Origin of the sequence: Stenotrophomonas sp. A3_2 (assembly GCF_036624925.1) — a bacterium.
GTDB classification, from domain to species: domain Bacteria; phylum Pseudomonadota; class Gammaproteobacteria; order Xanthomonadales; family Xanthomonadaceae; genus Stenotrophomonas; species Stenotrophomonas hibiscicola.
In genome coordinates, this window is record NZ_JAZKVY010000206.1 from 1 (window position 1) to 321 (window position 321).

1 protein-coding gene is annotated in these 321 nt (G+C 75.7%); it reads right to left on the minus strand.

The annotated features are described in order from the left end of the window. The coding region (locus R5H29_RS07075; protein WP_332328968.1) for a chloride channel protein at positions 1–321 on the minus strand (321 nt) is incomplete at both ends.

The window sequence follows — 321 nt, forward strand, 5'->3', positions numbered from 1 at the left end:
GCCCCCATCAGCAGCGAGGCGAAGAACAGCCCGCCCCTGAACCCGCTGCCAAGCGAAATGGCGCTCGCCGTCGCCTTCAGCCCCAGCGCCAGGCAAAGCGCGCCCAAACCCAGATCCGCCGTTAGCCCCGCCCGCAGCGCGCCATGGCCGCTGGAGAGCACGGACGGCGTGAGCAGGGCCAGGCACCCGACGGCGAGCCCGCCGAACCCGGGCCGCGCCCAGGCCGGCAGGGGCAGGCGGCGCAGCACCGCCTCGGTGAGCGTCACCCCGCGCATCACGCCGATGCCGGCCAGCGCGGCGGCGACCCCCAGCACGATCACC